Here is a 25,663-nt window from a genome sequence, read left to right on the forward strand (position 1 = left end):
GTTAATCGGGGGTAACTGAGGGGTCCGTCTTGTTGTAGGAGTGGCTGTCACGCCGCCTGTGCTTCCTGCGTCCGGAGGTCCATGTTCCCCGCTCGTGGCGATCCAATATGCGAAGTCCCTTCGGGCCACCTCACCGACCAGAACTTGGACTGTCGTCGAAAGTAAGAGCAAGGGTACCCTTAACCCAATCAAGTGCCCATGGACTGAATTGGTGCAGAAGATCTGCAAGCGCGCTATCGTTAAGGGCCCGGGCGCGGTGACGCGTCGGGATTCCCAATAAGCTGTCTCGAGTTGCGAATACATGTTGAAGAGCGTCCAACCCGATCATACCGTCAAGTTTTCTGTGCGCATCGTGCAGTAGAAACTCGCCAGCTTCGTAAAGAGCGAACATCAGCCAGAGGCCGAACTCGCGAAAAGTGTTAGATGCGCCGACCGCATCGACGATGTCTGTCTGAGAGAATTGTGGCCAGTATGCCAAGACGTCTTCCAAAACCACGGCCATAGCTGAGACGTGTCGTAGTCCGGTGCCATGCTTAACCGCGCGTTTGGTGTGCCATTTTGTGGCATCCACGAGATGATCAGACACTGACATGTGGCCATCAACTAGCGCCGCACAGAACGTATCTAGAAGGCTTCCAGGAGAAGCGGAACCAAACGTGGGGACTATTAGGCGAGGGTACAGTCCAGCTCGCACATTAAATTGCTTGCGAGTGGCTCGAGCTGTCGCCACGAAGTAATCTGCCAGTGCTGCGTCAATTTTTTCAATGTCGTGTCGACTTAGGTCGAACGAGTGTGTGTCAGACCGTTCCGTTTGAGCCAAGTAGTTTTCATCTAGACGGATTTTTTCAAGATACAAGGTTGCTAGTCCATCAAACACCGGCGAGATCGAATCCGCCCACTCTGGCTCAAAGTAAGAAGTCACCCCCAGCGCCTCGAACCTTGCCCAACGCATACAAACTTGGGAGGCAAAGATTCCTTCGATTGAACGCTTAAGGTGGCCAGACCTTTGCGTCTCAACGGATCGCAAAGCGGCATCTACCATTCGCGCGCGCGGGTCACGATAAAGTTCGAAGAACGCCGTTGATGAATCGTATGAAGTACCTACATCAAGCATACTACGCCAGTATTCGCTGACCCGATCGGGAAGCGACTGTGAGACTGCTCGAGACATCGGCGAGCTGTTTACAATACGTAAGCAAAGCGAAAGGTATTTGTCCCGGTAGGACGCGACCGTCCTACCACGTTGCAGTAGATGCTGCAGAACCTGTTCGGCGCCTCGATCGTACTTGTCGTCTACAGCCTGGACCATAACATCGGGGACCACGGAGCTTGCATCGGATTCGAAGGCATCGATAATCATGTCGGCGATTTCGCTAACGCTCTGCGCAAGTCTTACAAGGCACTCAGCTGCATAAAACTCCATGAAGGTTCGATGCGTGAAAGCGAAAAGCCGGTTACCGCGGCTATTGTATCCCTTCGCCGAAAGCAGCCACGCTCGATCTGCACAAAAGTCTACAAACTGCTGTGCGCGAATGTCGTCTTCAGGAGGGTCGATCGAGGCAGTGTCCCGGAAGAAAATGGCGATGATCTTGACTAGTTGCTGTTCTTCCAATCCGCCTTGGGCTGATTGACTCTTGTAGAAAAACCTGGCTAGTTCCTGCATGAGACGTTGGCCATACTGCCGATGATCAAACGGTTGTTCGATCTGACGCATAGCGTCCCAACGTTGAAATAGAAGCTCTGAGCACTCGCGATAAACTTGTCTGCGGTTCCGTGGTATAAAGCCGCGGGCGCGATACAGAGTGCACAGGAGCGAAAGCATCAGCGGGTTTCCCCGAATATCGGCAATCGACGTAGTCTCACGCAAGAACGCTTCCATCTCGCCAGCATCGCGTCGAGTAACACCAAACCACTTCTCCGCGTATTCGCGCACCTGGATGTCTGAAAACTCATTCAGTTCGAACACTTGAAAGCTATGATCGTTGAACCTGGCTCGCGAATAACCTACTCGACGGGCAGTAGCAAGAATCGGAACGTAGGGGAAGCGGCGTCCAAACGCTTCAATCTGTCTAATAAACGTCCTCCTTCGCGTAAGGTCAATAATCTCGTCGACCCCGTCGAAAATGACGTAGGCTCCGCCCAGTGTCAGCAAGTCGATAAGTGCTCTTTCGTCAATTTCGATGGACTGGCCAACTTCTAGAGTCGTAGTTATGTAGTCAGTTATTGGTGTGCCCCACGAGTTGGCCGCGTAGTCCCGACACTGCACCAATATAGGAGCTACCTCAGTCTGAGAGGTTTGAATAACCTTGTATGCGGTGTGATGCACCAGCGTACTTTTTCCGGCACCAGGGTCACCAATGACAAGGATGCGTGGTATGCCGTTATGTGCAGAGAGAAGGAAATCCGACTCGTATTCGCCATCTCCATGATGTGCACTGAGTGTCCGATCGACATACAGTCGGTCCACTTCGATGCGGTACTCATCATGGGCGTGACTTAGCGTAAGTTCCCGGTACGCGTCCTCGGTTGCACGTCGTATATCAGAAATTCCGTTACGCGAAGCCATGAGGCGTGATGGGGAAGCAAATATGTCAACGAGATCGCGAATGTACCGGGGGGCTGCTGAACGTCCGCCTTTGAGGACTTCAGCGCCCGTAGAGAATCGAGCGAGCAAATCGCTGTGATCCTCAGAGCTTACAGTGAAGCTCTTAACTACTGGTGCGGCGCTGTCCACGAACGTGGTTATTAGCGACCACACTTCGGAAGCGTACGAACTCCAAGGAGGATCTTGGTCTTCACATCGCCTCTCTGCCAGCCGCACAAAAGAAGCTTTGACTCCAGAAAGTATCTTTTCTTGATCATCATAGTTCCGGCCTGTGATCTTGAGGACGGCCCATGACTGAAGTAGAGAGCCAACTTCTTTAGTTTCAAGGAAGGACTCGATGTCGGCGAACTGCTGCTCAGTTAATATTGCAAGTGTCTCACCAGTGCTGTCCTCGATGGAATAGAAGGCTTCATCCAAGGTGGCAGCAATGGCCGAAGCATTTTCGGGGCCCAGAAGAGAGTTTATAACTCTGGTGGCCGCTCGTCCCGCGAAAGCTCCGGCAGCAATTTGAAGCGGATCGACCATGGTGTTCCTCTTTCGATGATGTTGTCCCCAAGCGTTGTACGGGAGACCGCATAGTAGCTTATCGCTTGTACTGGTCCGGTCGTTTCGCTGTAGCCTCTTGCGCGTCGTAGGCAGCCAAGCGTCTTGCCGCCGTGCCAACATCGTCTCATTGAGAGCGGGGCTATGGATGCCCACCACACGAAGCGGATCGTTGAGACGGGCAAAAGTGAGGGATTTTCGAGTCTTTCCTCTGAGGTACGACAAGGCGCAGAGATGATGCTTGGCTTCTGGCGTGGGAACCTGGAGGAGGCCCATCTACCGCTATGGAGCGGGTCGGCGCGGCGACCGGAGCTTCGAGCCGCCACAGGCTAGATTCAGGTCGTGGTGGATTGGGGCAGTGTGCCAGCTTGGCTAGGAGCCGGATCTCTTCTATTGGCTTTCAAAATCTTCCTTCGCGACCGCACTGAACGCGAGCAGTCCCAAGTCGAGCGCATTGGTGTTTGGGCGACGGCAGCCTATACGCGTAAAAAGCCGTGGGATCGTGACCGGATCGAGGTCGGTCGCGTTAAAGTATTCGTAAAAAATGCAACGGACCTGCCGGTCACGGTCGCCCAAATAGCGTTCGAAATGCATACCAGCTGGATGGTTATTGATCGCTCCAATTGGAATCCCGGTCCAGGTGAACAATTCAATACCGATGCTCCTGGTGTTTGGACGATCAAGCCGGGAACTTCGACCCAACTTTCATTCAAAGACCGGCTTGTAATCCCACCTGAGGATACCGTGAGCTGGGAAGACGAAGTGAACTTCGGGCACATGGCCCCGGAGGATGCGATGCAGCCGGCCATGTGGCACGGGCTCGAACTTCGTGTCAAGTGGATGTTGGTGGTTGATAACGCAGGTCGCCGTTGGGAAGTGCGTCCAACGCAAAGAAGATCAATCAGGCGAGTTAGGTGGCTTCACCGCAGGAAGGAGTATCAGCCAGCGGACTGGTAGCTGTTTCACAACCAGGGTTTCGTGTCATCCTGCCGACCTGGCTCGCCCCAACCACGCGTGTCAAGGGGGCACCTTCGCCCATACTGGACCGTCAGGCTGGGACGGCCCCCTTGACGCGTGTGGTTGCCCTCGGGGAGGTCGGCGGGATGACACGAAACCCGGCCCGCGCTGGTAGCTGAACAGGCGGTGCCCTCCCAGTCATCTTGCTGGCCTGCCGCGCGGCGAGCGCATCTTTTGTCTGCGGACGCCTCCGGGGGCCGCTGGCCGTTCCTCGCCGACGTCGGGACCGGCGCCCTTCCTCGCGTGGCTCGCCCGCGGGCCGCAAGGCCCGCTTGGGCGTGCCGCACTACAGGGGCGTCGGTCCTTCGTCATCGGCATGACACCAACGGCCAGCGGCCCCCGGAGGGGGCCGCCTTGATGAAGAAAAGAAACTCTGAACACCGTGGTCAGGCCGTGTCTGCGCCCGCTGCGGTCAGTGCCGCTGTCGCGTGAGGGGCGGTGATGGCGTAGGAGTAGGGCATGGTCGCGGCGGTGGTGTTCGACGTGGGTGAGACGTTGTTGGACGACTCGCGGGAGTGGGGTGCTTGGGCGGACTGGGTTGGGGTATCTCGGCACACGTTTTCGACTGTGCTTGGTGCGGTGACTGTGGCGGGGCGGGATAACGCGGAGACGTTCCAGTACTTCCGGCCTGGGTTTGATGTGGCCCGTGAGCGGCGGTTGCGGGAGGAGGCTGGGGTTGGGGAGCGCATCGAGGAGGGCGATCTCTACCCGGATGTGCGGGAGGGGTTGACGCGGTTGAGGGAGCTGGGGGTCTGGGTCGGGGTGGCAGGGAACCAGACTGCTCGGGCGGCTGAGTTGTTGCGAGGGTTGAGGTTGCCGGTGGATGGGTTGGCGACGTCTGGTGAGTGGGGTGTAGCTAAGCCTGCGACGGAGTTCTTCGAGCGGGTGGTGGAGATGACGCCTGCTGCGGTGGCGGGTGATGTGCTGTACGTCGGTGATCACCGGGACAACGATGTTGTGGCGGGGAAGGCGGCTGGGTTGCGCACTGCGTTGATCCGGCGGGGGCCGTGGGGGTACCTGTGGGCGGATGATCCGTTGGTGCGCCGAGATGCCGATTGGGTAATCGACTCCCTGTACGACCTGCCGGAGCTGCTGGCTGACGCCTGAGTCAGCGAAGGGTGTGGCGGTTCAGCGGGCACCGGCCCAGGCTGCCAGGTCGAGTAGGCCGGAGCTGAGTGATGGGTGGGTGCGCAGCAGGACTGACAGGGCTTGGCGGACCTGCGGGTGTGCGCGGACGTGTTCCGGGGCGGCTTGGCGGGCGGCTTGCAAGCACAGGTAGGCGTCTTCGTGGTGGCCGAGGTCGAGTTGGGCTCGGGCCAGGTCGATGTAGTAGTGGGAGCGGCGTTCGGCGGGTAGTTCGGCGGGTGGGTGCCAGGTGGAGGCTCGTTGGATGCCTGCGGCGTCGCGTAGCTCGGCGGCGACTGCCAGCTCGTGGATGCGCAGTGACGCGGGGCCGAAGGCGGTGCCGTGGTAGATGCCTTCGGGTGCGGCGTGGGCGGCGTAGCGGGCGGTGAGTAGGTGGTCGGCGGCGATGTCGGCTTTGCCTGCTCGGGCGGCGACGACTGCGGCTCGCATGTGGAGTGCGCCGAAGGCGGCTGCGGTGGGTGCCTGTTTCAGGTCGCGGGTGGGGAGTTGGTCCGCGGCGTGGTCGAGGGCGCGGGCGGCGGTGTGGAGGTCGCCGCTGGCGAAGAACGTTTCGGTGCGCACGTAGGCCACTGCGGCGGGTAGGAGTGCGTTGTCGGACTCGTTGGCTGTTGCGCGCATGAGGTCGATGAGGCGGGCCGACAGGTCGAAGTAGCGGTACTTGTAGGCCACACCGTCGGCAGCGCGTAGGGCCAGGGTCAGCAGGGATGCGACGTGGCGGCGGTCGGCTGGGTCGAGGAGTTGGCGGGCTCGGGCCAGTTCGCCGATCAGGGCGGGTAGGTGGCGGACGAGTTCGCCGTAGCGCGCTTCGAGGCGGTGTTCGTTCATGCGGGCGACGTCGGCGGCGAGCTCGGGGAGGCTTCGGGTGGGGCCGTCGTCGGGTAGGTCGAGGATGTCGAGCGCGCGGCGTAGGCGTGGGATGCCTACTTGCACGATGTCCAACTCTTGCGCGGGCTGGGGTGGTGGCTGGTCGACCGGCGCCCATGACTGGTGGGGCGAGTAGACCGGGCTCGGGTCGACGGTGCGGCTGGCGTAGAGGTTGCGGACGTCGTGGACTTCGCGCGCGGTGCCGTCGAACCAGCGGAGGTGGCGTGGGACGTGGAGGGCGTCGCACCAGCGTTCGAGGCGTTCGAGGTCGGTGACCGGGCGGCGGGAGCGTTCGACTTCGCTGACGCGGCCTTGGGTAAGTTCGAGCCAGGCAGCGAGGGTGGCTTGTGGGACGGTCGGGGTCTGGGCCTGGCGGTAGGCGCGGAAGACCCGGCCGATGTTGCGGGACTCGAACGCCTCGCGGAGGGTGGGCTTGGCCCAGAACTCCGGCGGCAGCGTCGGGGCATGGAGTGTAGAAGCCGCGGTGCACCGGCCACAGCGTTCGCCCCGGTTGTCACTGGCCAGCAAGGTGTCACACGTGCGGCAGCGTCGCTTGGACGTGGTCACGTGGTCGTTCACCCCCTGGTCGAGCTGTGCCTACTTCGGAGTGTAACTCGGCGATTACCGCGCTGACCTGCGGTTAGTGGTCAGGGCGATATCCGATCAGTCATTGGTATGGGATCGGTCTTCCTTCCGCGTGAATCTGGTTGAGCAAGTCCCAGGTGTACACGGAGGTCGAACCGATGGGGATGTACTTGCTCCTCCAGCCGGAGGAGGACGCCGAGTCAGCGTTGGTGGAACGGGCGCAGGGACACCCGTCCCTGGTGATCTCGTGTGGCGACGCGCGGCTGACGGTGCAGATCGCCGGGCGTGAGGGTGGGGCGCAGCTCGCGATCAGCTTCGCGCGTGAGCTGGCCGAGTCGGCCACGCAGTTCGCCGACCGCTGCGAAGCGCTCACCAAGCTCGCACCGCTGGACTTCGAGCACTTGAGCGCCCTGGTGGGCACGACGCCCGACGAAGTCAACGCGCTGACCGTTCCCGCCAGTGACGACGAGAAGAGGGGCGACCGGTGAGTGAGGTCGACGGCTTGAAGCCGTTGTGCGACGAGGCGGAGTTCGCGGCCCTGTTGGAGACGATGGCGGCGACGTCTGCGCCACGGGTGTTCGCAGTGGTGCAGGAGTTCGGTGAACGCCTGGACGGCTGGGTCGTCGGGTGGGGTTTCGCCTTCGACGACCGTGCGGAGGTCTTCTCGGTCCACGACCACTCCCGCATGAGTCTGGGCAAGCCGGAGAACGCGCTTCACCTGTTCAGCAGCCCGCGCAATCAGCTGAAGGCGCGGCTGGTCTGGTTGCCCGACGTCGGCGAACGTCCGGAGACGGCGGAGGTGGCTACCTGCTCGGTGTAGCGGTCGAGGTCCGGCGGGAACGGCAAGGGGGACGCGGTGTCTGAAGAGGACGAGTGGACGGCGGAGGACTGGCGGGATCTCCACGCACAAGCCTCCGAACTCCTGGCGCGCCTGGAGGAACTCAGTGATCGGCTGAGTCGGGTTGAGGCTCGTCTGGCGTGGTCCCGAAAACCTCAGCCTCGACAGCGGCGACGCGCCGGCTGAGGTCGTCCAGGACCGAGTTGATGCGGTCGAACATCTGCCGAAGCTCATGCGGTGAGGGCACGTCGTCCCCCGCATGGGCTTCGGGCTTCTTCACGACAATGGTGCCCTCGCCCTGGCGGGAGATGACGAGTCCCTCGTTGCGGAGCTGGTCCAGCGCCTTCTGCAACGTCATCACGGCGCGGCCGTACTTGGCCTGGAGCTCGGTCAGGGACGGGAGCTTGTCGCCGACCTCGACCTCGTCGGACGCGATGTAGTGGCGCAGGTCGTCTGCGATCTGCTGGTACGCAGGTCGGCGGTCGGTTGCGTCGGGGCGCATGGACAGACTGTAGCGATAGAGCTAGCACTGCTGGAAGTCACTCGATCGGCCTAGTGTCTCTTATAACTCTACTAGCTATGTTGGTTGTAGTAACAGGGCGACGACGGGTCGTCCTGGGAAGTGGAGGTATCTCGAGATGGCGCTTCAGGACTTGCCGGTGATGCTCGGCGGCTACCGGTTGATGATCACGGAGGCTCCGGCGGCGAAGATGCGGGAGGCCGAGGACGGCACGGTGACGCCGGTGGTCGACCGCACCTCGGGTGAGGTGCAGTACGTGGTGACGCTGTTCGCCAAGCCGCTGCCGGTTGAAGGGCGGAAGGCGGGCAAGGGCGAGGAGATCCGCGTCAACCTGCCCGGTGACCCCGGCGAGGGGTTCGAAGAGGGCATGTATGTGGAGCTGGTCAACGCGGTGGTGAACACGTACGAGATCCCGGACCGCGTGGACCCGCGCAAGATCGCCTCGGCTGGCCTGTGGTTCAAGGCGGCGGGGTTGAAGCCGGTGGCGCGTCCGGTGCGCAGCGCGGCCTGATCATCGCACGCGTGCTCTGAGAATTTCCAAGCTCCTGTTCGGGGCTGTCTGATCTTTGTCAATTCCACAGTGGGTAGAGCCATGCCTGAATCCGGCGCTTGCTCGATAAGCGCCGGGGTTTTCGGTGAGCCCGGAGTCGGCTTCGTCGGTTCCGGGTTCGCCGTGGTCCCCGATATCGGAGGTGGGTTGTGCTCGAAGTCAACGATTACCCGGTCAAGGTCAATGTCGAACCTCCGGAAGGAGCGGAGTTGAAGGAAGCGATGACCGCGCTCGGTCGGATCTGTTCGCAAGGTGACGGCTACGTGCTGACCGTGCGCTCTCGACGGGTGTTCCGTGCTGTCGGGTCGCGCGGGATGCGGCGGTCGGCGGCGTGGGAGACGGCGGCGGTTCACCGGCTGGGCAATCTCGCCTTGATTTTCCCGGTGCCGGAGCCGGTGGTCCTGCGGACGGGAGCCGTGCACGCCCCCGTCAACCTGCTGCTCCCTACGGAGTTGGGGTTCGAGGTGGCGGAAGCGTGGCGCGAGCTGACGGGGCCAGGTGCGCGCGAGGAGGGAGGTGTGGATGGCAGGACAAAACAAGCGAGCTGAGCAGCGGTACGCGAACCTCGTCAACGCGATCGACTTCGTGACCGAACAGTTCGACCCGTTGGACAAACTGATCGCGAAGATGCGGGAGAACCCTTCTCCGCCGGGTTCGTGGCGGGTCACGCCGCCCGATGAGTTGAAGAAGTTGCTCGCCACGGTTCGACAGAGCCTGACGAACTTGAAAGACCAAGCGGCCCGCTATGAGACCGAGCTGAAGACTCGGGAGTGGAAGGTCTGATGTCACAGGAATTGACCACGGCTTTGGAGTGCATGGACAAGTCCATGCGGCAACTGCGTCTGGCGATGCTGGACGTCCCGTATCGGCGGGAGGGGTTCAAGAGCCAGCACAACGTGTTCGTGCGGTCGGTCGCGGTTCTGCGGACTTCGTTGTCCTACTCGCCTTCGCAGCTCGAACCGCTGTCCGCTCGTCGGCGTCGGCGAGGCAGTCCGCGCAAGTAGCGCATCTCCACGTCACGGCACGGCCGATCACTGCTCCTCGGTGGTCGGCTGTTGCCGTGCCTGACAGAAGGAACGATGCATGTCGCAGATGAGTACGGGCGCGTCCCGTCGTTCAGTTGGGTGGGAGTTCCGCACGGCGCGGTGGTTCGTCCGTCACCCCGGTGCGGTGGTTGGTCCGGGTGCGCTGGGAGCCTCGGTGGTCGAGGTCGGGCCAGAAGTGACCGGTGGCGTTCTCGGCGGCCTGGCGGTGGGCACCGCGGCTTGGTACCGGGCGCATCCGGACACGTTCGACACGTGGGCTGCGCCAGTGTTGCGGGCGTGGCGGCGTCGGTGGGCCGGTGCTTACACCGGTCGTCGCTGGGTGAACCTGATGGGCTCGTGCGGGTTGACCACGGTGCACTACCGGACCGGGGAAGTCCTGGTGCCGCGTGTGCTGCGGGTCCGGTCCTGGTCGCCGTCCATTGACGTGGTGCGGGTTCGGTTGGTGCCTGGTCAGGCGTTGCGGGCGTTCGCGGCGGTGCTGCCGGAGCTGGCGGCGACGCTCAAGGCGGAACGGGTCGCGGTCGAGCAGGGCCGTCCCGGTGAGATCGTGCTGATCGTCCAGCGCGATGAGCCGTTCGACCGGGTCATCCCTGCACCTGCCATGCCGGAATCCTCTGACGCGGTCGACCTGCGGTCGCTGTGCCTGGGGGAGACCGAGCTGGGCGGGGAGTGGCGTGAGCCGCTGACCGGGACGCACCACCTGACGGCCGGTGCCACTGGTGCAGGCAAGAACTCGGTGGTCATGGCCAAGCTGAGGGCCGTTGCGCCGATGATCCGGGATGGGTTGGTCCGGCCGTGGGTGTGTGATCCGAAGTTGTTCGAGTTCGTGGCGCTCAAGCCCATCCTCGACGGTCGGTATGCCGACAACCCGGAGGACTGCGCCGAGTTGATCGAGCGGTTCGTGGACAACATGCAACGTAAGCAGAAGCGGTTGCAGCGCAAGGGGAAGCGCTCTGTTCCGGTGTCGCGTGAGCACCCGGTGGACTGGTTGATCCTCGATGAGGTCGGCTTCCTGATGTCCTACAACTCCGAGTACGCGCACGAGATCACCAACGCCTGCGCCGTCATCTCCTCCATGGGCCGCGCCACCAACGACGTGCTCGACGTGTACGTGCAGGAACCGTCCAAGGACGTCCTGCCGATCCGCGACCTGCTCCCACACCGCGTCTGCCTGCGGGTGACCTCGGAACGGCACCCCGACATGGTCCTCGGCGACGGTGCCCGTGAACGCGGGGCGATCGCCGACGAGATCCCGGCCGATGGGTTCAGCGCCGGTATCGGCTACCGCGTCGACCCGCGTTCCCGCACCCCTCGCCGCGTGCGCGCGGCCTACACCAGCGACCACGACATCGACGAGCTGGTCGCGTTCGTCAAGGCCGGTCCGGCCGACGCGGGCTCAGGTCTGCGCGTCGTCGCCTGACCTCATCACTTACTGACTCACTGATCTCTGGAGCTTCGCCATGCCTTCGAACAGTTCTCGTTCGCTGGACCGGATCATCCGCACGCTGCGGTCGTTCATGCGGTCCACGGGCCTGCCTCGGCCGGACCGGGTGTTCATCTCGACTGTGACCGGCTCGGTTCAGGTCGAGTTCGCCTCCGGCGCGGCGTCCGACCGGTTGGGGTCGCTGCTGCTGTGGGTGACCCGCCTGGACGGCGTGACGCTCACTTGGTCCCTGCACGCGGATCACACCCTGATCGTGGCGGCCACAGCCCGGAACGCGGCGGGCTTGAGGTTCGACCTGACCGCCCTGGCTGCCGTCTCGGACTTCGAGGCAACCCCCGGACGTGACGGCTCGGTGGTTCTCGCCGGGACGTTCCACCTGGCGCCCTCGGTGGCAGAGTCGGTGACCTTCGAGGAGGTCGCCCGACTGGTCCACCTCGGCCGCGTGGTGGCTGCCCGTCGCCGCGTGGCCGGTGCAACGGCTGCGTGAGCGGGCGACCATGCCGCACACGATCAAGCTCCGACGCGACGTGTTCACCAAGGCCGCCCGACTTGCCGGGTTCCGGTCGGACTACGCCCTCGCCAAGGCGATGGAGATCAACCGCTCCACGGTCGCCCGCGTGCTGGCCGGTGACTTGCAGCCCGGACTCGCGTTCATCGCCGGGGCGCTGCTGGCGCTGACGCCAATGCAGTTCCACGACCTGTTCCACATCGTCCCGGACCAGCGGCGAACGTCTCGGGAGGTGATCGGTGTTCCGGAAGCACAGGACCGATGACCAGGGTGAAACGCGCACGGTGCAGAGGCTGCGTGCCCGTCTCGCCGAGTCCCACCAGCTGCACGACCTGACCTCGGACCCGCTGTTGCACGCGGTCCGCTTGGAGCGCTTTCGCGTCTCGGTGACCCGCTCCATGTGGTTCTTCCTCGCTCTTGGGTTGGGCTTCACCACCACGGGAGTGCACGAGTTCCTCGCCGGACACCTGACCCCGTTGGCCGCCCTCTGGTGGGGCGCGTGGCTGGTCGAACCGGCCTTGGCGGGCATCCTCGTCACCCTCCTGCGCTGGGAAGCCGAGATGCTGACCCACGGCCTGGCCGTCGACGCCGCCCCGGTCGTCTGGCTCAAGCGGCTCCTGTTCGGCGCAACCCTGGTCACCAACGTGTGGTCCTCGCTGCGCCCACCGTCCGGCCGGGTCGAGTACGGCGTGGTCTTCCTCCACGTCGTCGTGCCGCTGGTGGTGTTCCTGATCGCCGAGGTCATGCCGGTCATCCAGCACCGCTGCAACGCCGCCCGTGACCGCGTCATGGCCACTGCGGCACCGGTGCCGACCACTACCACGGCCTTCAACACGCCGCGTACGGCGCTCAAGCTCCCGTCCCACCTGCAAGCCGTCCTCGGCGCCAAAGCTGCCGAAGTCCGCGAACAGGGCCGCGCCATCACTCCGGCCGACGTGCAGGCCGCGGTGAACGTCCCGGCCGCGTTCGCGGTCCAGCTCGCCGACCAGCTCAACGCCGCCTGACCACACCTACTGGAAGGAGGAACCTTTGGTCCTCGCACTCGAAGATCGCATCGCCGACCGGGTCCAACGGGCCGACTACCGGGACTGGCGCGACAAGGTCACCGCCACCGGCGGGTGCCTCGCGCCGATCCGCCTGTTCGGAGCCTGGCAGCTCCACAATCTCGACAGTACGAAAGTCCTCGCCCACCTCGGTGGCGACGTCATGGCGCCGTGCGGCAACCGCCGCGCCTCGGTCTGTCCCTCGTGCTCGGACCGGTACGCGGCTGACGCCTTCCATCTCATGCGCTCGGGCTTGTCCGGGGGCAGCAAGGGTGTACCCGAGTCGGTCGCCGAGAAGCCGCGCGTGTTCGCCACCCTGACCGCCCCATCGTTCGGCGCGGTCCACAACCGGCGCGAGACCGGCGGCGGCAAGACACGTCCGTGTACGGGGTGCGGCGAGTTCCACCACCCCGACGATCCTCGCATCGGTGGCGCGGTCGATCCGGACACCTACGACTACGTCGGAGCGGTGTTGTGGCAGGCCCACGCGGGGAAGCTGTGGCACCGATTCACCATCGCCCTACGCCGTGCCCTGGCTCGTGCGGCCGGGCTCACGGTGAGGGAGTTCAAGGACCACGCGCGGCTGTCGTACGCCAAGGTCGCCGAGTACCAGCGGCGCGGCCTGGTCCACTTCCACGCCGTCATCCGGATCGACGGCGCTGAGGGCTCACATGACCCGGTGCCTGCGTGGGCGACCGTGGAGCTGGTCGAGCGCGCGGTTCGGTCGGCGGCTCGCTCCGTTTTGGTCGAGTCTTTCCGGCCGGATGGCACGGTCCTCGACCTCGTTTGGGGTGAGCAGGTCGACGTGCGTCCCATCCGGGCTGCCTCGGCGGACCAGGTCGAGGACGACGCCGGGGCGGTCAGTGACGGCAAGCTCGCCGCCTACGTCGCCAAGTACGCGACCAAGGGCACCGGAGCGCGTGACACGCCCGACCGGCCGATCCGGTCCCAGCTCGATATCGACCACCTGCGCGTCTCCGACCACCACCGACACATGATCCAGACCGCCTGGGATCTCGGTGACCTCGGCTTTTACGACGAACTGAACCTGCGGAAGTGGGCGCACATGCTCGCCTTCCGGGGCCACTTCCTGACCAAGTCCAAGCACTACTCAACCACCTTCAAGCGCATCCGCGAGGACCAGCGGGCCTACCGAGCGGCCGAAACCCTCGAACGCCTCGGCCTGGCCGCCGAAGAGGTGATTGTCGTCAACGACTGGGCCTACGCGGGCTCCGGCTACGCCAACGACGCAGAGCGCGAACTGGCCTCCGGCATCGCCGAACGCCTCCGCGCACAACGCCAACGCCAATACACAGAGGAGGACGCAGCGTGAACGAAATCTGGGACATCGAGCAGGTGGCGGCCTACCTCCGCATCCCGGTCAACACCATCTACCAGTGGCGGACCAGGAAGTACGGGCCTCCCGGTCGAAGGGTCGGCAAGCACCTGCGCTTCAACTCGGCGGACGTCAAGGCGTGGTTCGAGTCGCTGCCGACCGAGGCGGCCTGATGGGCAGAAGACCGATGCCGGTCGGCACCTACGGGAAGATCAGGGTCGAGACCATCGGCCCGAAGCGGTACCGGGCTCGCTGTCGGTACCGCGACTTCAACGGCAAGGTCTACGACGTCGAGCGCATGGGCACCAGCCGCACGGACGCCGAGAACAACCTCAAGGCGGCTATCCGCGACTGGGTGACACCCGTAGCGGGAGCGACCGTCACGGCGAGCACCAAGTTCCGCGACGTCGCTGCCCGGTGGCTGGCCGAGCTGGTGCGCGACGCCGAACGGGAGTTCCGTTCCTGGGGCACGGTGGACACGTATCGCAATCGGCTCGAAGGGCTCGTGCTTCCGGCCGTGGGTGACCTGCGGATGAACGAGCTGTCCACGCCGATCTTGGACGCCCTGTGCAAGAAGGTCCGGGACAACTCCAGCGCCAGTTCGGCGAAGACGGTCAGGGCCGTGCTAAGCGGCGTCTGTGCGTTCGCGGTTCAGCATGGGGCGCTCGACGCCAACCCGGCGCGGGAGATCACCCGGCTGGAGAGCAAGCGGGCGAAGAACAGGCCGCGGAAGTCGCGGGCGTTGACGGCCACCGAAGTGCTCGACCTGCTCAAGAAGCTGGACCAGGACGAGCGGGCGGTGAAGGACGACCTGCCGGACTTGGTCAGGTTCTTCCTGGGCACCGGTGAGCGGACGGGGGAGGCGCTGGGCGCACACTGGCCGGACTTCAACGCAGAGGCACGGGAGCTGGCGATGTCCGGGAACGTCATCCGGGCGCGTGGGCGGGGAAGGATCGTGAATCGGGGTAAGACGGAGAACGCCGAGCGACCGATTCCGCTGCCGGATTGGTGTGTGGCGATGCTGGTGGAAAGGCGAGCGAAGGCGGCCGACCTCGACGGTCCGATCTTCCCCAGTTCGACCGGAACGATCCGTGAAGCAACCAACGTCCGCAATCGCGCGTGGAAGCCGTTCATCGCCCGAGCGGGCTACGAATGGGTGACTTTCCGAACCTTTCGGAGGACGGTCGCGACGCTGCTCGATGAGGCCGGCTTGACGGCGAGGCAGATCGCCGACCTGCTCGGTCACTCCCGGCCGTCGATGACCCAGGACGTCTACATGGGCCGTCGGTCACCCGGTCGTGCGGCGGCGGACGCGCTCGGGGCGGTCATCCCGGTAAGTGAGGGGTAAATGGGGGTTTCGAGGTTGCTCGGCCTCCGACAGATCGTCGTGACCAGCGAGTCTGGTGGGCCGCCAGGGACTCGAACCCTGAACCCGAAGATTAAAAGTCTCCTGCTCTGCCAATTGAGCTAGCAGCCCGTGTCCGACAGCTTACCGAGACCGGGGCTCCCGGTGAGCCAGGTGGTCGACCGGGTGGTGTGGGTGGCGTCACGTTCCGCCGCACGTCGACCACAGCGGTGCTGGTCAGGGGATTGGGGATCGGTCCCCGTGGCGCACGCGGACTACGGTGGGGCACGTGCGGGTGGCTACTTGGAACGTGAACTCGGTCAAGCAGCGGGTGCCGCGGTTGTTGCCGTGGCTCGACCAGAGGCAGCCCGATGTGGTCTGCCTGCAGGAGACGAAACTCGCGGACGACGCGTTCGCGGCCCTGCTGGGTGACGAGCTGTCCGGTCGCGGGTACGAGGTGGCGGCGCACGGCGAAGGCCGGTGGAACGGTGTGGCGATCCTGTCGCGGGTCGGGTTGGACGACGTGGTCGACGGGCTCGCGGACGGGCCCGGGTTCCCGCACCCCGAGGCGCGGGCGGTGGCGGCGACGTGCGGTGGGGTGCGGGTGCACTCCGTCTACGTGCCCAACGGGCGGACGCCGGACTCCGACCACTACCACTACAAGCTGGCCTGGCTGGCGGCGTTGCGGGACGTGGTGGCGGCCGGGCCGAAGGACGCCCTGGTCTGCGGCGACGTCAACATCGCGCCCGCCGACGCGGACGTGTTCGACCCGGCGGCCTACGTCGGCCACACGCACGTGACCGAGCCCGAACGGGAGGCGCTGGCGGCGCTGCAAGCGGTCGGGCTGCACGACGTGGTCCGCGACCGGTGGCCGGACGAGCGGGTCTTCACCTACTGGGACTACCGCGCCGGCATGTTCCACCAGGACCTCGGCATGCGCATCGACCTCGTCCTGGCGTCCGGCCCGGTCGCCGCACGGGTCGAGGCCGCCTGGGTCGACCGGCACGCCCGCAAGGGCACCGGGCCGAGCGACCACGCCCCCGTGATCGTCGACCTGGACGAAGCGCCCGACGGCGACATCGGCCCGGTCGTGCCGCCGCCGTCCGCGCCTCGGACCCGCAAGGCGGTGAAGCTCCCGCAGTCCTAACCCGCGAACGCCAACGCCACCCGCAGGCCCGCGTCGCGCACACCGGTGAACCGGCGCATCCGGGCCAGCCGGTTGAGCTGGAGCGACCGCGCGGCCAGCCGTTGCGTCACCCGGCGGCGCTTCGAGTCGTACGCCCGCAACCCCGCGTCGACGTCATCACCCGCCAGGCACTCCGCCAGCACCACACCGTCGATGATCGCCTGGCACGCGCCCTGCCCGAGGTCCGGTGTCATGGCGTGCGCGGCGTCGCCGAGCAGCGCCACCCGCCCCGAGGTGTAGCTCGGCAACGGCGACAGGAACAGCAGTTCGTGCCGCAGCACGTCGGTGGCCGAGGCGAGCACGCGCGGGATCGGGTCGTGCCAGTCCGCGAACCGCGAGAGGTCCGACCCCATCGCGTACCAGTTGGTGCGCCCGTCGGCCTGCGGCGTGAGGCCGAACTTGCCGCCACGCCCCCACGTCTCACCGCCCGCGTCGACCGGGACGTCCACGGTGCCGCGCCACCCGACCGCCCCCGACGGGCGGACCGACGCGTCGAACAGCTCGCCGCGCACCGCGCTGTGGATGCCGTCCGCGCCGACGACCACGTCGTACCCGGCGCAGTCCGCCAAGCCCACCGGCGTGCCGAACCGGACCACCCCGTCCGGCAACGCCCCCGCGAGCACGCCCAGCAGCGCCGGCCGCGTGAGCAGGTGCACCGAGCTCGCCGGGATGGTCCCGATCACCGTCCCGTCCGGCTTCCGCACCACCCCGTCCTCCTGGCGCCGCCCGACGCGCCGGGCGGCGTCGCCCAACCCCACCCGGTCCAACGCCGCCACCGCGTCGGGCCAGATCCCGAGCCCCGTGCCGACGTCCGGCAACGCCGCCGAACGCTCGAACACGTCCACCGCCCACCCGTGCCGCCGCATCCCGATGGCCGCGGCCAGGCCACCGACCCCTCCACCGATCACCGCTGCTCGCCGAAGTCGCATGCGGCACACCGTACTACAGCTGTAGTGATCAACACTACGGGTGTAGTGTCATGGACGATGACCAGGCAACAGCAGGTGCTCGACGCCGCGATCCGCGTCCTCGGCACGGGCGGCATGCGCCAGCTCACCCACCGCGCCGTCGACACCGAAGCCGGCCTGCCGCAGGGCTCCACGTCCAACCACTTCCGCACCCGCGACGCGTTGATCGGCGCCGTCCTGGGCCGCCTCCTCGAGCACGAGACCGCGCTGTGGGCGAGCGTGGCCGGTGACGTCGCCACCCCCGAGGCCTTCGCCGACGCCGTCGGCGCGCTGGTCGAGCGCCTGGCCGAGGACCGCGTCCTCACGCTCGCGCGCCACGCGCTGTTCGTCGAAGTCGCCCAACGCCCCGAACTGCGGGGCGACGTGGACCGGGCCCACCGCGAGATCGGGAGCTGGGCACTGCCCCTGATCGCGGGCCTCGGCGCGGCCGACCCTCCGGCCGACCTGGCCCTGCTCCTGGCCGTGATCGACGGCCTGCTGGCCAACCAGCTCGCGAACCCGAACCCCCGCTTCGACCCCGCCGCGGCGCTGCGCACGGTGCTCCGGGGGATGCTCGCGGGCTGACCGCTCCGCCCCCGTGACGAGGCCGCGTCGTGCACTGACCGGGGTGGTCCGACCGCGTTGAGTCATTCCCCGCAGTTCTCCGCCGAAAACGGGTTAGGGTCCCGCGAAAGGGGGGTACATGGGGGAGTTCTTCGCGGCATCGCTGGGATTCCCGGTCTCCGTGCTCAGCGTCCTGCTGGTGATCGTGGTGGCCTTCTGGCTGCTGGTCGCCTTCGGCGCGGCGGACGCGGACTGGGTCGAGCTCGACATCGGTGGCGTGCCCGCGACCCTCGGCGTCTCCCTGCTGATCGCGGTGTCCTGGTTCGCTTGCCTGTCGGGCGTCGTCGTCCTCGAACCGGCTTCGGTGCTCGCGGGCACGGGGGTGCTCGGCGGGTCGCTCGCCGTCGGCCTGGTGCTGACCCGGCTGGCGATGACGCCGTTGAAGCGGCTGTTCCCGGCCGACCCGCCCGCGTCGCGCCTGGACTTCATCGGCCGCACCTGCGTCATCCGCACGGGCCGCGTCACGCAGACCTTCGGCCAGGCGGAAGTCACCGCCGCGGACGGCTCGTCGGCCGTCGTGCAGGTGCGCCAACCGGGCTCGGACGCGCTCACCGCGGGCACCACCGCACTCATCTTCGACTACGACGTGGACGGCGAGTTCTTCTGGGTCGCGTCCCTCGAAATCGGACACGACCCGACTCTCACACGGGGGGACCACTGATGGACGTCATCACCACCGGCTTCGGCATTCTCGTCGCCGTCGTCCTGGTCGTCGTCATCGGCCTGCTGATCCTGATCAGCCGCCTGTTCCGCAAGATCGACCAGGGCAAGGCGCTGATCATCTCCAAGGTGCGCAAGGTGGACGTGACGTTCACCGGCGCCGTGGTGCTGCCGGTGCTGCACCGCGCGGAGATCATGGACATCTCGGTGAAGACCATCGAGATCCGCCGCGCCGGTCAGGAAGGCCTGATCTGCCAGGACAACATCCGCGCCGACATCCGGATCACGTTCTTCGTGCGCGTCAACAAGACCGTCGAGGACGTCATCAAGGTCGCCCAGGCCATCGGCACCGCGCGGGCGAGCGACGAGCAGACGCTCCAGGAGCTGTTCAACGCCAAGTTCTCCGAGGCGTTGAAGACGGTCGGCAAGCAGCTCGACTTCATCGACCTCTACACCAAGCGCGACGAGTTCCGCGACCGGATCATCCAGGTCATCGGCACCGACCTCAACGGCTACAGCCTCGAGGACGCGGCGATCGACTACCTCGAGCAGACGCCGATGGCGCAGCTCAACCCGTCGAACATCCTCGACGCGCAGGGCATCCGCAAGATCACCGAGCTGACCGCGATCGAGCACGTGCGGACGAACGAGTTCACCCGGCACGAGGAGAAGGAGATCACGCGCCAGAACGTCGAGGCGCGCGAGGCGATCCTCGAGCTGGAGCGCCGCCAGGCGGACGCGGAGATCAAGCAGAAGCGCGAGGTCGAGACGATGCGGGCCCGCGAGGAGGCGGAGATCGCCAAGGTGCAGGCCGAGGAACGCCTCAAGTCGAACACCGCGCACATCCGCACGGACGAGCAGCTGGGCATCCAGAGCGAGAACAAGGCGCGCGAGATCGCGGTGGCGGAGAAGAACCGCGAACGCGTGATCGCGATCGAGACCGAGCGCATCGAGAAGGACCGGATGCTGGAGGTCATCGGTCGGGAGCGGGAGACCGAGCTGTCCCGCATCGCCGCGGACAAGGAGCTGGAGGCCGAGAAGCGGTCCATCGCCGAGGTGGTGCGCGAGCGCATCGCGGTGGAGAAGACCGTGGCCGAGCAGGAGGAGATCATCAAGCGGCTGCGCGTGGTCGAGGAGGCCGAGCGGCACCGCCAGACCGTGGTGATCAGGGCCGAGGCCGAAGCGCAGGAAGGCCTGGTCAAGGACATCAAGGCGGCCGAGGCCGCGGAGCAGGCCGCGAAGTTCAAGGCCCGCGAGGAACTGCTGCTCGCCGAGACTCGGCAGCAGGCCGCCGAGCTCGACACCCGCGCCATGATCCGGCTCGCCGAGGGCAAGCAGGCGGAGGCGGCGGCGGCCGGTCTCGCCGACGTTCAGGTGCGCGAGCGCGACGCGGAGGCGATCGAGAAGGTCGGCCGCGCCGAGGCCGTGGTGGGCAAGGAGAAGGCGCTGGTCGAGGCGCTCGCGATCCGCGAGAAGCTGAAGGGCGAGGCCGAGGGCCTGGCCGACAAGGCGGGCGCGATGGCCGCGCTGGACGACGCCACCCGCGAGCACGAGGAGTACCGGCTGCGGCTGGAGACGGAGAAGGAAGTCCGGCTGGCCGGGCTCGACGTGCAGCGGCAGGTGGCCGAGTCGCAGGCGCTGGTGCTGGCCGCGGGCCTGGAGAAGGCCGACATCGACATCGTCGGTGGCGACAGCATGTTCTTCGACCGGATCGTCGGCGCCATCACGATGGGCAAGCAGGTCGACGGGTTCGTGGAGCACTCCGACGTCGCGCAGACCCTCGCCGGGCCGTGGCTGAACGGGACGGCGAGCTTCACCGACGACATCGGCAGGCTGCTCGGCTCGATCAGCACCGGTGACGTGAAGAACCTGACGGTGTCCGCGCTGCTGCTCAAGCTCATCAACTCCGGCGGGCCGGACGAGGGCAAGCTGCGCGAGCTGCTGGCCGCCGCGCAACGCCTCGGCGTGGCCGAGCGGCCGGTCGCCTCGCTGTCGTGACCGCGCCAGTGGAGGCGGCGCCCGCGGCGACGTTGGAAGCGGGCACCTACGAGGTGCTGCGGGCCCGGCTGGCCGAGCAGGCCGCCGGGCTCGCCCGCCGGGCGGAAGCGCTCAACGCGCGCCGGCTGGAGGCGTTCGGCAGCGCCGAGCTGACGTTGCTGGGCACCGAGCGCATCCGCACCGAGCACAACTGCGTGCCGCGCGACGTGGTGCAGGTCGCCGGGCTCATGTTGTTCGGCTACAACGTCTTCATCGGCCTCAAGCCGGAGACGACGGTCGACGACGTGTTCTCGCTGCACCGCTTCACCCGCGACGGCGACGCGTTCCGGTTCGAGGACGCGGCTGACGACGAGCTGCCCGGCCTGCTGCGCGACCCGCAGTTCGAGCGCGACTTCGCCGAGCTGTACCGGTACTACCGCGACACCAGGCTGATCCAGCTGCGCCGGGTCGAGGGCCGGTTGCTGGCGGTGTTCCAGACCGGCGCCCGCATCGGCGACATCCGGGTGCTGCGCTGGCAGGTCGGCGTGGACGGCACGGTGAAGTACCTGGACAACCGGGGCGAGCGCGACCACGTGTTCCCGCCCTCGCACGACTTCGAGTGGGTCGTGACGGGCCGCGAGCACCACGTGCTCGGCCGGCACCCGCACATCTCGATCGAGGACGAGGTGTTCGTCGAGACCATCGGCGGCGACCTCACGATCAAGGTGGAGAACAACACCGAGACCGGCGAGGGCGTCTACACCGAGCCGGTGGACGAGCCGCTGCAGTCGCTGGCCGACGGCGAGGTGCAGTACGCGCGGGTCGGCTCGCTGATCCTGCTGCGCATCCGCCCGTACAACGAGACCGCGTGGCGGCACCTGGTGTTCAACACGCGCACCCGGTCCGTGGTGCGGCTCGACGGCATCGGCCAGGCGTGCCAGCGGCTGCCCGAGGACCAGGGCCTGATCTTCCCCGGCGGCTACTACCTGGCCACGGGGGTGAACAAGACCTTCGACACCCCGGTGGACGAGCTGGAGTTCGAGCGGGTCATCCGCTCCACCAACGGCGAGGACGTGCTGTACGTCTTCCACGCCCGCCGCGACGGCCGGTCGCTGCTGCTGCCGTACAACGTGATCCGCAAGGAAGTGGCGAACCCGCTGTCGTGCCACGGGTACTCGCTGTTCGACGACGGCACGCTGGTCGTCTTCCGCGCGATGAGCGACGAGCCGACCCGCGTGCACCCGATGCAGGTGTGGCAGACGCCGTACGTGTCCGACGCCTACGCCGCCGCGCAGCCCGTCGGCACGGGACCGCTGGAACGGGTCGGGAACGCCGACCTCGTGCGCGGCATCTCCGACTGCCTCTCGGTGAGCCGGATGGTCGGCGAGATGGCGCCGTCCGTGCCGGTGTTCGAGGACCTGATCTCCTCGTGCACCAGGGTGTTCGACGCCTACCACTGGCTGGGCGAGCCGGAGCTGGAAGACCTGCGCACGCCGTTGACGCAGGTCCGGGCCACGGCCGAGCAGGTGCTGGACGAGTTCGAGACCGTGCAGGCGCTGACCGACCAGGCGGCGACGGCGGTGGCCGAGGCGGACGCGGGGATCGCCTCGATCCTCCGCCGGGTGCGCGGCGAGGTGCCGACGACGGCCGACGCGTGGGTGCGGCAGCTCGCCGACCTGCGGCAGGCCCAGGGGCACCTGGTGACGTTGAAGGAGATGCGGTACGCCGACGTGGCGCGCATCGATGCCCTGGTGTCGTCGCTGGAGGAGGAGCTGGGCGGCACGGCACGGCGCGCGGTCGAGCACCTGGGGCGTGACGACGCGTTCGCCGGCTACCACGAGCAGGTCGAGGCGCTGGTCGGCGCGGCGGACGCGATCGGCACGGTCGCGGAGGCCGAGCCGGTGGTCGAGGAGCTGGCGCAGCGGCAGCGCGGCCTGGAGGTGCTGACCGAGGTCGTCGGCTCGCTCGACATCGCCGACGCCACCGTGCGCACGTCGATCCTGGAGCGCATCGGCGAGGTGCTCGGCGGGCTGAACCGGGCGCGGGCCACTGTGGACGGTCGCAGGCGTGCGCTGCTGGCCACCGAGGGCCGGGCCGAGTTCGCCGCCGAGTTCGCGCTGCTCGGCCAGGCGATCACCGGCGCGCTGGCGGTGGCGGACACGCCGCAGCGGTGCGACGAGCAGCTGGGACGGCTGCTGCTGCAGCTGGAGAACCTGGAGTCGCGGTTCGGCGAGTTCGACGACTTCCTGACCCGGCTCGGCGACAAGCGGACCGACGTCTACGAGGCGTTCTCGTCGCGCAAGCAGGCGTTGCTGGACGACCGGGCCCGGCGCGCCGACCGGCTCGCGTCCTCCGCCGACCGGATCCTCGTCAGCGTGACGAGGCGGGTGGCTTCGCTGGCGTCGTTGGACGAGGTCAACACGTACTTCGCGTCCGACCCGATGGTGGCGAAGATCCGCTCGGTGGCCGAGGAGCTGCGGTCGCTCGGCGACCAGGTGCGGGCCGAGGAGCTGGACGGCCGGGTGCTGGCCGCGCGGCAGGAGGCGGGCCGCTCGCTGCGCGACCGGCTGGACCTGTTCGACGGCGAGACGATCCGGCTGGGCAGGCACCGGTTCGCGGTGAACACCCAGCCGGTGGACCTGACCCTGGTGCCGAAGGACGGCGAGCTCGCCTTCGCCATCACCGGCACCGACTTCCGCTCGCCCGTGCGCGACCCCGCGTTCGCGGACACCAGGCCGTTCTGGGACCAGTTGCTGGTGTCGGAGACGGCGGAGGTCTACCGGGCCGAGCACCTGGCCACGTCGATCCTGGCCACGCACCCGTTGGACGGGCTGCACGCCGCCGTCACCGAGGACCGGTTGCCCGACCTCGTGCGGCAGGTGGCGGAGTCGCGGCTGGACGAGGGCTACGAGCGCGGCGTGCACGACCACGACGCGGCACGGATCCTCGACGTGGTGCTGCGGCTGCACGCGGGCGCGGGCGTGCTGCGGTACCCGCCGTCCGCGCGGGCGGCGGCGCAGTTGTTCTGGGCTTCGGCGGACGAGGCCGACCGGGCCCTGTACGAGCGGCGGGCGGCGTCGCTGGGGCGGGCGCGGGAGGCGTTCGGGCACACGGCGGCGATCGACGAGCTGTGCGCCGAGCTGTCCGAGGCGGCCGGTGACCCGTTGGCGGGCGAGTACCTGTTCGAGGAGCTGTGCAGCGCGCCGTTCGGGTTCGCGACGAGCGCCGGAGCGCGCGCTCTGGTGGACGCTTTCCACCGGGCGTTGGGCGGGCGCAAGGAGTTCGACGAGGACCTTCGGGCGTTCAGCGACCTGGACGTGCGGCGGCGGTTGGTGGAGGGCTGGTACGAGGCGTTCCTGGGCGGTAGAGCCGAACCCGACCTGCCGGAGGCGGTGGCGCTGGAGCTGTGCCGCGACCTGCCCCGGCACGAGTCGTCGGCGCAGCTGACGGCCACCGCGGACGGCCTGCTCGGCACGCACCCGCGGATCACCGACCGCGCGCTGGAGATCCGGCTGGACGAGCTGCTGACCCGGACGCGCCGGTTCCGCGAGGAACGCGTGCCGGCCTACCGGGCCTACCAGCGCCGGCGCAACGAGGTCGTGGCCGCCGAACGCGCCCGCCTGCGCCTGCACGAGTTCCAGCCGAAGGTGATGAGCGCGTTCGTGCGCAACCGGCTGCTGGACGAGGTGTACCTACCCCTGATCGGCGACAACCTGGCCAAGCAGCTCGGCGCGGCGGGCGACGGCAAGCGCACCGACCAGATGGGCCTGCTGCTGCTCATCTCGCCGCCCGGCTACGGCAAGACGACGTTGATGGAGTACGTGGCCAACCGGCTGGGGCTGGTGTTCGTCAAGGTCAACGGCCCGTCGCTGGGCCACGACGTGACGTCGGTCGACCCGGCGGACGCGCCGAACGCCACCGCGCGGCAGGAGGTCGAGAAGATCTCGTTCGCGCTGGAGGCGGGCAACAACGTGCTGCTGTACCTGGACGACATCCAGCACACGTCGCCGGAGCTGCTGCAGAAGTTCATCTCGCTGTGCGACGCGCAGCGGCGGATGGAAGGCGTGTGGGACGGCGGCACGCGCACCTACGACCTGCGCGGCAAGCGGTTCGCGGTGTGCATGGCCGGCAACCCGTACACCGAGTCGGGGCGGCGGTTCCGGATCCCCGACATGCTCGCCAACCGGGCCGACGTGTGGAACCTGGGCGACGTGCTGTCCGGGCGCGAGGACGTGTTCGCGTTGAGCTACATCGAGAACGCGCTGACGTCGAACCCGGTGCTCGCGCCGCTGTCCACCCGGGACCGCGGTGACGTGGAGCTGCTCGTGCGGATGGCGCGCGGCGAGGACGTGCGGGCCGACCGGCTCGCGCACGCGTACTCGTCGGTCGAGCTGGAGCAGGTGCTGTCCGTGCTGCGCAAGCTGCTGCGCGTGCAGGAAGTCGTGCTGGCGAACAACCAGGCGTACATCGCCTCGGCCGCCCAGTCCGACGCCTCGCGCGTCGAGCCGCCGTTCCAGCTCCAGGGCTCCTACCGGAACATGAACAAGCTGGCGGAGAAGGTCGTGCCGGTGATGAACGACGCCGAGCTGGCCGCCGTGATCGACGACCACTACGCGGGCGAGGCCCAGACGCTGACCTCGGGCGCCGAGGCGAACCTGCTGAAGCTGGCCGAGTTGCGCGGCACGCTGACGCAGGCCCAGGCAGCCCGCTGGTCGGAGGTCAAGGAGTCCTACGTGCGCGCCCAGGCCCTGGGCGGCTCCACCGACGACCCGACCACCCGCACCGTCGGCGCCATCTCGCTCCTGACGGACCGCGTCGGCACCGCCCTGGACCGCCTGGCCGACCGCTGAACGCAGGACTCTCGCGAGAGTCCTGCGTC

General features: G+C 66.9%; 24 protein-coding genes and 1 tRNA gene. 20 read left to right on the top strand and 5 right to left on the bottom strand.

Going from position 1 to position 25,663, the window contains the following annotated elements; all coding sequences use genetic code 11:
* Positions 1 to 130: 130 nt before the first annotated feature.
* Positions 131 to 3,130 carry an NACHT domain-containing protein gene (locus LNK82_RS07950; protein ID WP_230566293.1) on the bottom strand — a complete coding sequence of 1,000 codons (3,000 nt, stop codon included), beginning with the start codon at positions 3,128 to 3,130 and terminating at the stop codon, positions 131 to 133.
* 360 nt (positions 3,131 to 3,490) lie between these two features.
* Here LNK82_RS07950 and LNK82_RS07955 point away from each other — a divergent pair, with 360 nt between their 5' ends.
* Positions 3,491 to 4,105 (top strand): hypothetical protein, encoded by a 615-nt coding sequence (locus LNK82_RS07955; protein ID WP_230566294.1) that lies wholly within the window; start codon positions 3,491 to 3,493, stop codon positions 4,103 to 4,105.
* Positions 4,106 to 4,624: 519 nt separating this feature from the next.
* The gene (locus tag LNK82_RS07960) at positions 4,625 to 5,272 is read left to right on the top strand and encodes an HAD family hydrolase (protein WP_230566295.1); all 648 of its coding nucleotides are present in this window, start codon (positions 4,625 to 4,627) and stop codon (positions 5,270 to 5,272) included.
* A gap of 21 nt (positions 5,273 to 5,293) precedes the next feature.
* On the opposite strand, the gene LNK82_RS07965 is transcribed toward LNK82_RS07960, so the two are convergent.
* Complete coding sequence (locus LNK82_RS07965) at positions 5,294 to 6,742, bottom strand: helix-turn-helix domain-containing protein (RefSeq protein ID WP_230566296.1); 1,449 nt, start codon at positions 6,740 to 6,742, stop codon at positions 5,294 to 5,296.
* 176 nt (positions 6,743 to 6,918) lie between these two features.
* Here LNK82_RS07965 and LNK82_RS07970 point away from each other — a divergent pair, with 176 nt between their 5' ends.
* Entirely contained in the window at positions 6,919 to 7,248 is a 330-nt protein-coding gene (locus tag LNK82_RS07970; protein ID WP_230566297.1) for a hypothetical protein, read from the top strand.
* Positions 7,245 to 7,580 carry a hypothetical protein gene (locus LNK82_RS07975; RefSeq protein ID WP_230566298.1) on the top strand — a complete coding sequence of 112 codons (336 nt, stop codon included), beginning with the start codon at positions 7,245 to 7,247 and terminating at the stop codon, positions 7,578 to 7,580. Before LNK82_RS07970 ends, LNK82_RS07975 begins: the two co-directional genes overlap by 4 nt.
* Positions 7,581 to 7,701: 121 nt before the next feature.
* On the opposite strand, the gene LNK82_RS07980 is transcribed toward LNK82_RS07975, so the two are convergent.
* The gene (locus LNK82_RS07980) at positions 7,702 to 8,100 is read right to left on the bottom strand and encodes a GntR family transcriptional regulator (protein ID WP_230566299.1); all 399 of its coding nucleotides are present in this window, start codon (positions 8,098 to 8,100) and stop codon (positions 7,702 to 7,704) included.
* A 136-nt stretch (positions 8,101 to 8,236) separates the two neighbouring features.
* On the opposite strand from LNK82_RS07980, the gene LNK82_RS07985 reads away from it, so the two are divergent.
* The 11 genes from LNK82_RS07985 to LNK82_RS08035 all read left to right on the top strand — a co-directional run bounded on the left by LNK82_RS07985 (position 8,237) and on the right by LNK82_RS08035 (position 15,393).
* Positions 8,237 to 8,629 (top strand): hypothetical protein, encoded by a 393-nt coding sequence (locus LNK82_RS07985; RefSeq protein WP_123745555.1) that lies wholly within the window; start codon positions 8,237 to 8,239, stop codon positions 8,627 to 8,629.
* Positions 8,630 to 8,817: 188 nt separating this feature from the next.
* Positions 8,818 to 9,216: a hypothetical protein gene (locus LNK82_RS07990; RefSeq protein WP_230566300.1), complete on the top strand. Its 399-nt coding sequence runs from the start codon at positions 8,818 to 8,820 to the stop codon at positions 9,214 to 9,216.
* A complete protein-coding gene (locus tag LNK82_RS07995; protein WP_230566301.1) occupies positions 9,191 to 9,451 on the top strand; it encodes a hypothetical protein in 261 nt (86 codons plus the stop codon). The genes LNK82_RS07990 and LNK82_RS07995 overlap by 26 nt, the downstream gene beginning before the upstream one ends.
* On the top strand, positions 9,451 to 9,672 hold the full coding sequence (locus LNK82_RS08000) for a hypothetical protein (protein WP_230566302.1): 222 nt from the start codon (positions 9,451 to 9,453) through the stop codon (positions 9,670 to 9,672). Before LNK82_RS07995 ends, LNK82_RS08000 begins: the two co-directional genes overlap by 1 nt.
* 88 nt (positions 9,673 to 9,760) lie before the next feature.
* Positions 9,761 to 11,134 (top strand): FtsK/SpoIIIE domain-containing protein, encoded by a 1,374-nt coding sequence (locus LNK82_RS08005; RefSeq protein ID WP_372470445.1) that lies wholly within the window; start codon positions 9,761 to 9,763, stop codon positions 11,132 to 11,134.
* A gap of 40 nt (positions 11,135 to 11,174) precedes the next feature.
* Positions 11,175 to 11,645: a hypothetical protein gene (locus LNK82_RS08010; RefSeq protein WP_230566304.1), complete on the top strand. Its 471-nt coding sequence runs from the start codon at positions 11,175 to 11,177 to the stop codon at positions 11,643 to 11,645.
* Positions 11,646 to 11,655: 10 nt separating this feature from the next.
* Complete coding sequence (locus tag LNK82_RS08015) at positions 11,656 to 11,931, top strand: transcriptional regulator (protein WP_230566305.1); 276 nt, start codon at positions 11,656 to 11,658, stop codon at positions 11,929 to 11,931.
* 19 nt (positions 11,932 to 11,950) lie between these two features.
* Positions 11,951 to 12,670 carry a hypothetical protein gene (locus LNK82_RS08020; RefSeq protein ID WP_230566306.1) on the top strand — a complete coding sequence of 240 codons (720 nt, stop codon included), beginning with the start codon at positions 11,951 to 11,953 and terminating at the stop codon, positions 12,668 to 12,670.
* A gap of 25 nt (positions 12,671 to 12,695) precedes the next feature.
* Positions 12,696 to 14,042, top strand: coding sequence for a replication initiator (locus tag LNK82_RS08025; protein ID WP_230566307.1), 1,347 nt, complete (start codon positions 12,696 to 12,698; stop codon positions 14,040 to 14,042).
* The gene (locus LNK82_RS08030; RefSeq protein ID WP_230566308.1) at positions 14,039 to 14,218 is read left to right on the top strand and encodes a helix-turn-helix domain-containing protein; all 180 of its coding nucleotides are present in this window, start codon (positions 14,039 to 14,041) and stop codon (positions 14,216 to 14,218) included. The genes LNK82_RS08025 and LNK82_RS08030 overlap by 4 nt, the downstream gene beginning before the upstream one ends.
* 14 nt (positions 14,219 to 14,232) lie before the next feature.
* Positions 14,233 to 15,393 (top strand): tyrosine-type recombinase/integrase, encoded by a 1,161-nt coding sequence (locus tag LNK82_RS08035; RefSeq protein WP_230566309.1) that lies wholly within the window; start codon positions 14,233 to 14,235, stop codon positions 15,391 to 15,393.
* A 53-nt stretch (positions 15,394 to 15,446) separates the two neighbouring features.
* Here the strand turns inward: LNK82_RS08035 and LNK82_RS08040 are convergent.
* A tRNA-Lys gene (locus LNK82_RS08040) sits at positions 15,447 to 15,522 on the bottom strand.
* Between the two features lie 148 nt (positions 15,523 to 15,670).
* On the opposite strand from LNK82_RS08040, the gene LNK82_RS08045 reads away from it, so the two are divergent.
* Positions 15,671 to 16,537, top strand: coding sequence for an exodeoxyribonuclease III (locus LNK82_RS08045; protein ID WP_230566310.1), 867 nt, complete (start codon positions 15,671 to 15,673; stop codon positions 16,535 to 16,537).
* Here LNK82_RS08045 and LNK82_RS08050 read toward each other — a convergent pair.
* Positions 16,534 to 17,505, bottom strand: a complete 972-nt coding sequence (locus LNK82_RS08050; RefSeq protein ID WP_230566311.1) for an FAD-dependent monooxygenase — start codon at positions 17,503 to 17,505, stop codon at positions 16,534 to 16,536. The genes LNK82_RS08045 and LNK82_RS08050 overlap by 4 nt on opposite strands.
* A gap of 57 nt (positions 17,506 to 17,562) precedes the next feature.
* On the opposite strand from LNK82_RS08050, the gene LNK82_RS08055 reads away from it, so the two are divergent.
* From LNK82_RS08055 to LNK82_RS08070, 4 genes are all read left to right on the top strand, one after another.
* Positions 17,563 to 18,108, top strand: a complete 546-nt coding sequence (locus LNK82_RS08055) for a TetR/AcrR family transcriptional regulator (RefSeq protein WP_230566312.1) — start codon at positions 17,563 to 17,565, stop codon at positions 18,106 to 18,108.
* A 118-nt stretch (positions 18,109 to 18,226) separates the two neighbouring features.
* The gene (locus tag LNK82_RS08060) at positions 18,227 to 18,808 is read left to right on the top strand and encodes a hypothetical protein (protein ID WP_230566313.1); all 582 of its coding nucleotides are present in this window, start codon (positions 18,227 to 18,229) and stop codon (positions 18,806 to 18,808) included.
* The gene (locus LNK82_RS08065; protein ID WP_230566314.1) at positions 18,808 to 20,805 is read left to right on the top strand and encodes an SPFH domain-containing protein; all 1,998 of its coding nucleotides are present in this window, start codon (positions 18,808 to 18,810) and stop codon (positions 20,803 to 20,805) included. Before LNK82_RS08060 ends, LNK82_RS08065 begins: the two co-directional genes overlap by 1 nt.
* Positions 20,802 to 25,634, top strand: coding sequence for a DNA repair ATPase (locus LNK82_RS08070; protein WP_230566315.1), 4,833 nt, complete (start codon positions 20,802 to 20,804; stop codon positions 25,632 to 25,634). Before LNK82_RS08065 ends, LNK82_RS08070 begins: the two co-directional genes overlap by 4 nt.
* Positions 25,635 to 25,663: the final 29 nt, after the last annotated feature.

Source organism: Saccharothrix luteola (assembly GCF_020859565.1).
GTDB lineage: Bacteria > Actinomycetota > Actinomycetes > Mycobacteriales > Pseudonocardiaceae > Actinosynnema > Actinosynnema luteola.

Bases quoted from the DNA above. Each gene is read 5' to 3' on its own strand.
- LNK82_RS07950 (WP_230566293.1), bottom strand. From the start codon at position 3,130: ATGGTCGATCCGCTTCAAATTGCTGCCGGAGCTTTCGCGGGACGAGCG.
- LNK82_RS07960 (WP_230566295.1), top strand. From the start codon at position 4,625: ATGGTCGCGGCGGTGGTGTTCGACGTGGGTGAGACGTTGTTGGACGAC.
- LNK82_RS07970 (WP_230566297.1), top strand. From the start codon at position 6,919: ATGGGGATGTACTTGCTCCTCCAGCCGGAGGAGGACGCCGAGTCAGCG.
- LNK82_RS07980 (WP_230566299.1), bottom strand. From the start codon at position 8,100: ATGCGCCCCGACGCAACCGACCGCCGACCTGCGTACCAGCAGATCGCA.
- LNK82_RS07985 (WP_123745555.1), top strand. From the start codon at position 8,237: ATGGCGCTTCAGGACTTGCCGGTGATGCTCGGCGGCTACCGGTTGATG.
- LNK82_RS07995 (WP_230566301.1), top strand. From the start codon at position 9,191: ATGGCAGGACAAAACAAGCGAGCTGAGCAGCGGTACGCGAACCTCGTC.
- LNK82_RS08000 (WP_230566302.1), top strand. From the start codon at position 9,451: ATGTCACAGGAATTGACCACGGCTTTGGAGTGCATGGACAAGTCCATG.
- LNK82_RS08005 (WP_372470445.1), top strand. From the start codon at position 9,761: ATGAGTACGGGCGCGTCCCGTCGTTCAGTTGGGTGGGAGTTCCGCACG.
- LNK82_RS08010 (WP_230566304.1), top strand. From the start codon at position 11,175: ATGCCTTCGAACAGTTCTCGTTCGCTGGACCGGATCATCCGCACGCTG.
- LNK82_RS08015 (WP_230566305.1), top strand. From the start codon at position 11,656: ATGCCGCACACGATCAAGCTCCGACGCGACGTGTTCACCAAGGCCGCC.
- LNK82_RS08035 (WP_230566309.1), top strand. From the start codon at position 14,233: ATGCCGGTCGGCACCTACGGGAAGATCAGGGTCGAGACCATCGGCCCG.
- LNK82_RS08050 (WP_230566311.1), bottom strand. From the start codon at position 17,505: ATGCGACTTCGGCGAGCAGCGGTGATCGGTGGAGGGGTCGGTGGCCTG.
- LNK82_RS08055 (WP_230566312.1), top strand. From the start codon at position 17,563: ATGACCAGGCAACAGCAGGTGCTCGACGCCGCGATCCGCGTCCTCGGC.
- LNK82_RS08060 (WP_230566313.1), top strand. From the start codon at position 18,227: ATGGGGGAGTTCTTCGCGGCATCGCTGGGATTCCCGGTCTCCGTGCTC.
- LNK82_RS08065 (WP_230566314.1), top strand. From the start codon at position 18,808: ATGGACGTCATCACCACCGGCTTCGGCATTCTCGTCGCCGTCGTCCTG.